General features: G+C 54.1%; 9 protein-coding genes. 2 read left to right on the top strand and 7 right to left on the bottom strand.

Annotated features, from left to right (window positions below; translation table 11 throughout):
- Positions 1-172: 172 nt before the first annotated feature.
- The gene (locus Q0F21_RS03735) at positions 173-883 is read left to right on the top strand and encodes a hypothetical protein (RefSeq protein ID WP_297237529.1); all 711 of its coding nucleotides are present in this window, start codon (positions 173-175) and stop codon (positions 881-883) included.
- 13 nt (positions 884-896) lie between these two features.
- Positions 897-1,859 (top strand): glycosyltransferase, encoded by a 963-nt coding sequence (locus Q0F21_RS03730; protein ID WP_297237527.1) that lies wholly within the window; start codon positions 897-899, stop codon positions 1,857-1,859.
- On the opposite strand, the gene lpxB is transcribed toward Q0F21_RS03730, so the two are convergent.
- The 7 genes from lpxB to Q0F21_RS03695 all read right to left on the bottom strand — a co-directional run bounded on the left by lpxB (position 1,851) and on the right by Q0F21_RS03695 (position 8,476).
- Entirely contained in the window at positions 1,851-2,981 is a 1,131-nt protein-coding gene (gene lpxB, locus Q0F21_RS03725; protein ID WP_297237525.1) for a lipid-A-disaccharide synthase, read from the bottom strand. The genes Q0F21_RS03730 and lpxB overlap by 9 nt on opposite strands.
- Before the next feature lie 6 nt (positions 2,982-2,987).
- On the bottom strand, positions 2,988-3,758 hold the full coding sequence (surE, locus tag Q0F21_RS03720) for a 5'/3'-nucleotidase SurE (RefSeq protein WP_297130786.1): 771 nt from the start codon (positions 3,756-3,758) through the stop codon (positions 2,988-2,990).
- On the bottom strand, positions 3,758-4,306 hold the full coding sequence (locus Q0F21_RS03715) for an FKBP-type peptidyl-prolyl cis-trans isomerase (protein WP_297237523.1): 549 nt from the start codon (positions 4,304-4,306) through the stop codon (positions 3,758-3,760). Before Q0F21_RS03715 ends, surE begins: the two co-directional genes overlap by 1 nt.
- A 16-nt stretch (positions 4,307-4,322) precedes the next feature.
- Positions 4,323-5,867, bottom strand: a complete 1,545-nt coding sequence (locus tag Q0F21_RS03710; protein WP_297237521.1) for a glycine--tRNA ligase — start codon at positions 5,865-5,867, stop codon at positions 4,323-4,325.
- A 1,491-nt stretch (positions 5,868-7,358) separates the two neighbouring features.
- A complete protein-coding gene (locus Q0F21_RS03705) occupies positions 7,359-7,937 on the bottom strand; it encodes a 7-carboxy-7-deazaguanine synthase QueE (protein WP_297237518.1) in 579 nt (192 codons plus the stop codon).
- Positions 7,934-8,284 (bottom strand): 6-carboxytetrahydropterin synthase, encoded by a 351-nt coding sequence (locus tag Q0F21_RS03700; protein WP_297237516.1) that lies wholly within the window; start codon positions 8,282-8,284, stop codon positions 7,934-7,936. Before Q0F21_RS03700 ends, Q0F21_RS03705 begins: the two co-directional genes overlap by 4 nt.
- A gap of 63 nt (positions 8,285-8,347) precedes the next feature.
- Positions 8,348-8,476 (bottom strand): LysM domain-containing protein, encoded by a 129-nt coding sequence (locus Q0F21_RS03695; RefSeq protein WP_297237531.1) that lies wholly within the window; start codon positions 8,474-8,476, stop codon positions 8,348-8,350.
- Between the last annotated feature and the right edge of the window lie 48 nt (positions 8,477-8,524).

Here is an 8,524-nt window from a genome sequence, read left to right as displayed (position 1 = left end):
GAGACGAAGTTAGATGGAGCAATACCTAGCTAAGCTGTCCTCACTCGGAGAGCAAGTACTCTCTGAGCCTATAGCTGCACTCTTGCTCTCTGTAGCCCTATTGTTCCTACTCCACAGGCACAATATTCTCAGCTACGGGTCACATATCCATCAGGCGACATCGTGGATTATCATGGCACTCCTGATTATGAGTCTGGTAGGCATAGCTACACGCTCACTCTCTCTGATGATGATCGCAACAATCATCCTGGTCTTCCTCAGCGAGTACATCATCACCTCTATTGCGCAGCATAAGTCCCCATTCATCGGGTTTAATATCGGAGTTGGTATTGGACTTCTGTCTCTGATCGATCCGATATGGTTGCCGACACTCCTCATCTTTGGCTTTATGCTCAGGCAGATCGGTCTTGGGACCTGGCGTCACTACTCCGCCATGGTTCTGGGGGTGCTTATGGTGCTCTGGGTGGGGATCCTCCTCCTTGCGCCTCCCACACTTGATGGTGTGCTGGGATTTATCGACCGCACCTATGGATCTCTTCTTCACCCAAGTCTCCCGAGCAGTACCGACGACTGGCTACGAGTAATATCCCTCCTGCTACTGCTGACGGCTGCCACTATCGGGACTGTGATAGTCCGCAGGCATGCCATAGCGAGATACCGATGGGTCACCCATCTCCACCTCAGGCTGGGCTGGTTCCTATTCGTCCTATACTGTATTTACTACTCGGCAGAGATGCCGTCGCCCGTCTTGTCTATCTTCTTCTGCACGTCGTGTGTGACCGCATTTCTCTGCACAAATACCCAACGCCTTGTATTTCTCACATCCGCACTTGGATCTATAGTCGGCTTTACGCTATATGCATTCCTCTCCCCCCTATTCTGACGACACGCATCCTATGATATCCTTTATTGTCCCTGTCTACAACCGACCCCAGGAAGTGAAAGAGCTGCTCGAGAGTTTCCTCACACAGGAGAGCACGCCCCTCGACTATGAGGTGGTGGTGGTAGAGGATGGTTCCACCCTCCCCTGTCGGGAGGTGTGTGAGAGCTATGCAGACAAGCTGCCGGTCCGATACCTCTACCAGTCGCCCAATACCGGACCCTCCGGGGCACGCAACCATGGAGCAAAAGTGGCAAAGGGAGATATATTTCTCTTCCTCGACTCGGACGTAGAGCTACCCGCCAGCTATCTCAGCTCACTGGCGCACAACCTGAAGCAGAGACCGGTAGACCTCTTTGGTGGACCCGATGCGGCGAAGGAGGACTATACCGTGACACAGCGTGCAATCGGCTATGCGATGACCTCATTCTTCACCACCGGAGGCATCCGAGGGGGACGGAAGGATCAGCCACTGGATAAGTTTTACCCCCGCACCTACAATATGGGCGTGACGCGCACGGCGTATGAGGCGGTCAAGGGCTTCCGTCAGGATCTCCGCTATGGGGAGGACATCGACTTTAGCCTGCGGGTGATAGAGGCGGGCTACCACTCTGCGCTCTACCACGATCTCTTTGTCTACCACAAACGGCGGGACACATACGAGAAGTTCTTCGCCCAAGTCCGTCACAGCGGACGGGCAAGGATCACACTGGGCAAGCTGCATCCGGGTAGCACCAAGCCGGTACACTATCTCCCCTCACTCTTTGTTGTGGGCAACTTCATCTGCTTCCTCTTCTTAGCTCAGGGCGGTCTGCTCCTTCCCCTCATCTATGCCCTGCTTATCCTCTTCGACGTTTATGGTCGTGGGGACTCACTTGAGCTGGCGGTTAATTGTGTTGCCGCAGCGTACATCCAGCTCTTTGGCTACGGGATAGGATTTATCGAGGCGATGATAGGAAGGGGGGAAGAGTCAGAGTAGAGCGATGATCTCTCGAGCCGCCTGTGTCGAGGCGGGAAGCTCCGTCCGGAGAGCCTCCGAGACGGCATCGTAAGCCTCCAGCATCGCTCTCCGCTCAGCTGTATCAGAGAGCAAGGGTGTGAGGTGACTCCGTATCGCCTCGACCGTACACCTTGCCCCGAAGAGCTCTGCCACCACCTCGCTTCGGGCAATCAGATTGACCAGCGATATGTAAGGGATCTTGAAGAAGTGGTCAAAGGCGAAGTTCACTAATCGCGCGGCACGTGTCGCATAGCATACCACCTGCGGCGTACCGAGGAGAGCCGTCTCAAGGGTCGCCGTGCCGGAGGTCACTAATGCTGCATCCGCCCCCGAGAGGATCTCATAAGTCTCCCCGTACCGCACCTCCACCCTCTGTCGGCTGTGGCGCTCTATGATCTCGCTGTAGAGCGACCGGTCGATTGAGGAGACACCGGCGATCACCAGACGGTACCGATCCCCGAGAAGCGCCGTACTCTCCAGCATCAGGGGGAGATTGCGCCTCACCTCCGAGAGACGGCTACCACAGAGTAGAGCAATGTATGGTCGCTCGGCTGACGTCACGTCAGCACTATGGTGTGCTCTGAAGTGCATCACCTCCTCATAGGTCGGGTTACCGACGTATGAGACACGATCCACCCCCTTAGAGCGGAAGTAGGAGACCTCGAAGGGGAAGATACACTGGATCAGGTCGCAGTCCCGCCTCAGCTGACGGACGCGAAACTCCTTCCACGCCCACACCTTGGGCGGGATAAAGTAGACGATCTTCGTCGAGGGCAGATGCTTCCGGACAAAGGGCAGGATATACCGCATACAGAAGGAGCCGTAGTCCACGCAGATCACCACATCCGGTCGATAGTCGAGCAGAGACCGTCTCACCACATCCCTTCCTCGCCTGATCTGAGGATAGTGCCGTAGGACATCCACGATACCCATATAGGCCATTTCCTCCGACCTCAGGACACACTCCCCTCCCCTCTTCCTCATAGCTGCACCGCCCATATAGGCAAAGTCTGCCTGAGGGTCCTCGACGCTCAAGGCAGACATCAGATGAGCGGCGTGGAGGTCTCCACTCGCCTCGCCCGCTATGAGGAAGTACTTCATCCGGCGTCAGTCATCCTCCTCCCACGACTGCAGATCGCGGACATACTGATAGGCAGTGACATCAATCTTACAGGGGACCATCGTGGCGTATCCTCGATCCAGAGTAGCCACATCCCAGCTCTTCTCAGCCGGCTCATTGAGCACCAGGTCACCACTCAGCCAGAAGACATCCTTACCCTGAGGGTTACGCTGTTTTATGAATTCGTTATGGTACCTCCCGTCCGCCTGACTGCAGACCCTCAGCCCCCTGACTCGGGGGATATTGGGCACGTTGACATTAAGATAAACTCCCCGCGGTAGCCCCTCCTTTAGGATCCGGCGACAGATGGCACGCGCATAGCGGCAACAGGCGAGGTAGTCGCTCTCCTGCTTGCCGTGGATAAGGGAAATGGCAAGGGAGGGAATGTCAAAGATGCAGCCCTCGATCGCAGCACCCAGGGTACCTGAGTAATTCACCGCAATCCCCTTATTATCCCCATGATTGATCCCAGCGATGACGATGTCCGGCATCTCCGTCACGATGACGTTGAGCGCCAGCTTGACGCAGTCGGCAGGCGTGCCGGTGCAGCTGTAGACCGTCAGTCCCGGCTCCGAGCGGACGAGACTGTAGGTGATCGGATTGCGTGTGGTAATAGCACTCGATGCGCCACTACGAGGCTTGTCCGGAGCCACGACGATCACGTCCCCCATATCCCTCAGCGAGAGGGAGAGCTCCGTCAGTCCCTTGGCGAAGACGCCGTCATCGTTGCTGACTAAGAATAGTGGACGCTTGGCCATCAGAGCGTGGGGATAGAGAGAAGTGTCACCTCGAAGATCAGGGTAGAGTATGCCGGGATGGATGAACTGGTAGAGCCGCCGACCCCATACTGACCGTAACCCAGCTGGTAAGGGATCACCACCTCCCACGTCTCACCGACGGACATATACTGAAGTGCCAGCTGCATCCCCCGGATCATAGACTCGGGACGCTTATTCCCGTCCTGGAGGTAGATCCTGGACTTCACGATCTCGTCGGTTTCGAGGACCTCGCCACTGATCAGCTTAAGGGTGTACTTATACTCCACCTGGCTATTTTGGAGCGGTCTCTGTGCCTCCGTCCCGTCAGCCGGTCCCTCAATCACCTTGTAGTAGATCGAGAAGGGAGAGAGCTCGAAGGCAAGACTCTTATAAGCGTTGTCCTTGGAGATATTCTCCACATACTCCTCGTTCTTGATCCTATACTCCGACTTCGCTTCATCGGGTGCATTCTGATCACAAGCGGTGAGGAGACCAAGGGAGAGGATGAGGGAGAAGGAGAGAAATAAACCTTTCAGAGTAGACTTCATATGCAAAACTTAGGGATCAGAGGTTCTTTAGAAGAGACTTCATACTGACCTTCTCGTCGATCAGTGCGTGCAGCTCGCGGATCGGGACACGCTTCTGCTCCATAGTATCGCGAAAGCGAACAGTCACTGACTCGTCCGTGGGCGTATCATTATCAATGGTCACGCAGTAGGGCGTGCCGATGGCGTCGTGACGGCGGTAGCGTTTACCGATGGAGTCCTTCTCGTCGTAGACACAATTAAAGTCGTACCGCAGCTCCTTCATGACCGACTCCGCGATCTCGGGTAGCCCATCCTTTGCGACCAGCGGCAGCACAGCCACCTTAGTGGGCGCCAGTGCCGGTGGCAGCTTGAGCACCACTCTGGAGGAGCCATTCTCGAGCTCCTCCTCCACGTATGAGCCACACATGATGCTGAGGAAGAGGCGATCAACACCGATGGAAGTCTCCACCACGTAGGGCACGTAGCTCTCGCCCGCCTCGGGATCGTAGTATCTCAGCTTCTTGCCGCTGTACTTCTCATGCTGACTGAGGTCAAAATTGGTCCGCGAGTGGACTCCCTCCACCTCACTGAAGCCAAAGGGCATCTCAAACTCGATGTCTGTTGCTGCATTGGCATAGTGCGCCAGCTTCTCGTGGTCGTGGAAGCGGTACTTCTCGTCCCCGAGACCAAGATTCTTGTGCCACTTCATCCGCGCAGCCTTCCACTGCTTAAACCAGTCAATCTCCGTCCCGGGCTTCACGAAGAACTGCATCTCCATCTGCTCAAACTCGCGCATACGGAAGATAAACTGCCGCGCCACGATCTCATTGCGGAACGCCTTACCGATCTGTGCGATGCCGAAGGGGATCTTCATACGACCCGTCTTCTGGACATTGAGGAAATTGACAAAGATCCCCTGCGCTGTCTCGGGCCGCAGGTAGACCGTCATCGTATCGTCCGAGGCGGAGCCCATCTGCGTGGAGAACATAAGGTTGAACTGCCGGACGTCGGTCCAGTTGCGCGAGCCGCTCACCGGGTCAGCGATCTCGCAGTCGAGGATCAGCTGATGAAGTCCCTCCAGATCACCACTCCCGGACACCTCGGCGTATCGGTCGTAGACCCTCTTTCGCTCATCGAGTACGCGCTTCAGATTGACGCTCGTCTCTCGATACTGTGCCTCATCAAAGCTGTCTCCGAAGCGCTTACGCGCCTTAGCAATATCCTTCTCGATCTTCCCGTCCAGTTTAGCGATATAGTCCTCCACAAGGACGTCTGCACGATATCTCTTCTTGGAGTCCTTATTGTCGATCATCGGGTCATTGAAGGCCGCCAAGTGACCCGACGCCTCCCAGATCCGAGGGTGCATAAAGATGGAGGAGTCCAGTCCTGCGATATTGTCGTGCAGGTGTGTCATACTCTCCCACCAGTAGCGCTTGATGTTATTCTTCAGCTCGATGCCATTCTGACCATAGTCATAGACGGCACTGAGACCGTCGTAGATCTCGGAGGAGGGGAAGACAAAGCCATACTCCTTGCAGTGACTGATGATTGTCTTGAAGAGCGTCTCGTTAGTTACAGACATATTATATGGGAAAATCAATTGGTTCGCATACGGGGACGACCCCTTAAGTCGTCTTCGCAAAGGTAATCAAAATGTACGCACTATCCCCTGAAAAAGTGAGCGGACCACGGGCAAACGCATTTGAGACTCGTCCATCAGCAGCGTAACCGCATCCGCAAGGATGCCCGCTCCATAGGCATCGGCCGAGCCACAAAGTGGCGAAGACCAATGTATGAGAGTTTATTTCGTAACCCGACCCCTTGCGGGTCGCCGTCACAGCGGAGATGAGCGATGTTTATAGAGAGACCATTCGTGCGGTTGCCTAAGCATCAGCCTCTCTGACGAGCATCAGATGGTTTACTGTATAGCTCAGATGCGTCAGACCTGCGCCCCCAAACTAAACCCGGTATTAGTCATCACTATTACCGGGTTTAGTGATCACTAATACCGGTAATAGTTTTCTCTGTGAGAGTAGAGCAATTAAAAGGCAAATCCGAGTAAATGACTGGAATCCCTTCTAAGCACCTAAGCACGAAAAGCATCTTCTAAAGCTAAAAAAACAAACAGCACCTCGATTTGGTTTTTAGAAACAAACTCGTATATTTGTCATATTACCAAACCAACAAAACATTTACCATCATGAGAAAAGGCTTTCTTTCAACAGCACCTTTATGTGTACTCACCCTTGCCTGCTCCTGTCAGAGGTATGAAACAAATGCTCCCAATTAAGAATCTTTAAATTCTTCAGCAACAGAGGCATATGTTGACGCTTGTGCAACTCTCTTTCTGAATCTCAGAGCAGCAATAGAGAACAACCCTAAACCACTAACGTCATTTACTGATATTGACAGCTTGTCAGCTCGAGTTTACGACAATCTCTCTATAGAGGCCAAATCAAACCTGATTAACAACCCGTTAACTTTTTATCCCGAGACAAGGGCAACAGACGAAAAGATGATGTTTTCGCCAAGTTCTGCGATAGAATATGCTTCCGAAACTGCAGCAAACATTAACTAACGAATACCGAAATTGTGGGAGATAAGACCATTTTGAAGAGCATGGCATTACGACGCACAATCCTCGTTATTGCTATTGCCTATAGTATTTTTTTGCTCTTAGCACGGACAGAAGTCCTAGATGTACAGCTCAGTAGCTGGATGTTTGCTATCGGCTTTTTCTTGTGGGCTGTAACAATCTGCATAGTGGGGAAAAACATGACTTGGGGGAAAACTGCAGTGGTCTTCCTCCTGAGTTTTATTGGGTATCTTTCGACCACTATTATGATTTAGGGAATTCAATCTCCCGGGCATTGATGAGTGCGCACTTTTGCATCTGGAGCCTCACTGGACATTGAGTGCCGACATAAGTGTCGGACGTTTTGTTCGGTACTTAATGGGCACGCTCCTAGGACCTCGGATATAGTCCCCCCTAAACAATAACGGGTTACAGGTAGCCTAGGCTACCTGTAACCCGTTATCAGTTGTATCCGATTGGTTTCCTACAAAGCCCGTATCAGCGGACACCGAGGAGCTTATGCTGCTGGAGAGAGAGACGCCACTGCGGATGGGCGAGCACATAAGCGACGGTCTCATCGAGGATCTCACGATTGCGCAACGGGTCGCCCACGTCGCAGGGCTGGAGGAGGTAGTGGTCAGCATGGATGCCGTAGTCACTCACCTCATGCTCTCCGTCGTAGATCACCTTCAGCTCATCGACTCGCTCGAGGACCACACGCCCCTTCGCCCCCACATAGGCAAGCTTAGGCGAGCAGGTGATCCAGTCCACTCCAACGGGGAGGGGATGGGTGCCATTGGTCTCCACGGCGACGCGCTTGCCGAGCGAGTGAAGTCCCTCGACGAGGGACCAGGTCAGCTGGAGCGAGGGCTCCCCTCCGGTCACGACGACGAGCGGAGCGGGGTATGAGCCCACCTCAGCGAGGATCTCCTCCTCCGTCATCGGGGTACCGTGCCGGAAGTCTGTGTCACAGAAAGCACAGTCCAGGTTACACCCAGAGAAGCGGAGGAAGACCGCTGGTGTACCGGCCTGCACGCCCTCTCCCTGGAGAGAGTAAAAGATCTCGCAGACCTTCATAGGCCGGCGTCGGTCCCGTCGATGGTATAGAGCGCGGTGTTATTCTCCGACTCGCACACTTTTGCCTTGTAGCAATTGGGGATCTGCTCCACACACCAGCGGGCAATATTCTCCGCCGTGGGGTTGAAGGGCAGCAGCTCATTGAAGTCCCCATGGTCGAGATAGGCGTGGATCCGCTCCTTGATGATATTGAAGTCCACCACCATACCCTCGGCATTGAGCTCCTCTGCGCGGCAATAGATCGTGATGATCCAGTTGTGTCCATGGACGCGACTACACTTACTCGGGTACGGGAGTTCCAGGTGATGGCTTCCCGCCACCTCTAATCTCTTTGCAATATAATACATAGTAATCTTTCTTCCTGATGCAAAGGTACAGATTTTATCGCGCGGTCTCTTCGTCTGACAGTCTTACCTCAGGATCAGGATATCACCCTCCTGGGGAATATAAGCGGGGTCGAGCTTATTCATCTGGTAGAGAGAGCGCAGCTGGATTCCGTATCTCTGGGCTATGCCGTGGATCGACTCTCCTACCCTCACCTCATGGCGGTAGTAAGGCGGATCGGCACGACGGAGCTTCCGCTGGAG

The organism is uncultured Porphyromonas sp. (genome assembly GCF_934359325.1).
Lineage (GTDB): Bacteria > Bacteroidota > Bacteroidia > Bacteroidales > Porphyromonadaceae > Porphyromonas_A.
The sequence above is the reverse complement of the archived record's forward strand: the minus strand, read 5'-3'. Positions and strand labels throughout refer to the sequence as shown.

What these genes read in the sequence shown, in the direction of transcription:
- Q0F21_RS03735 (WP_297237529.1), top strand. Translation starts at nt 173, where the DNA reads ATGGCACTCCTGATTATGAGTCTGGTAGGCATAGCTACACGCTCACTC.
- surE (WP_297130786.1), bottom strand. Translation starts at nt 3,758, where the DNA reads ATGGCCAAGCGTCCACTATTCTTAGTCAGCAACGATGACGGCGTCTTC.
- Q0F21_RS03700 (WP_297237516.1), bottom strand. Translation starts at nt 8,284, where the DNA reads ATGTATTATATTGCAAAGAGATTAGAGGTGGCGGGAAGCCATCACCTG.
- lpxB (WP_297237525.1), bottom strand. Translation starts at nt 2,981, where the DNA reads ATGAAGTACTTCCTCATAGCGGGCGAGGCGAGTGGAGACCTCCACGCC.
- Q0F21_RS03705 (WP_297237518.1), bottom strand. Translation starts at nt 7,937, where the DNA reads ATGAAGGTCTGCGAGATCTTTTACTCTCTCCAGGGAGAGGGCGTGCAG.
- Q0F21_RS03730 (WP_297237527.1), top strand. Translation starts at nt 897, where the DNA reads ATGATATCCTTTATTGTCCCTGTCTACAACCGACCCCAGGAAGTGAAA.
- Q0F21_RS03710 (WP_297237521.1), bottom strand. Translation starts at nt 5,867, where the DNA reads ATGTCTGTAACTAACGAGACGCTCTTCAAGACAATCATCAGTCACTGC.
- Q0F21_RS03715 (WP_297237523.1), bottom strand. Translation starts at nt 4,306, where the DNA reads ATGAAGTCTACTCTGAAAGGTTTATTTCTCTCCTTCTCCCTCATCCTC.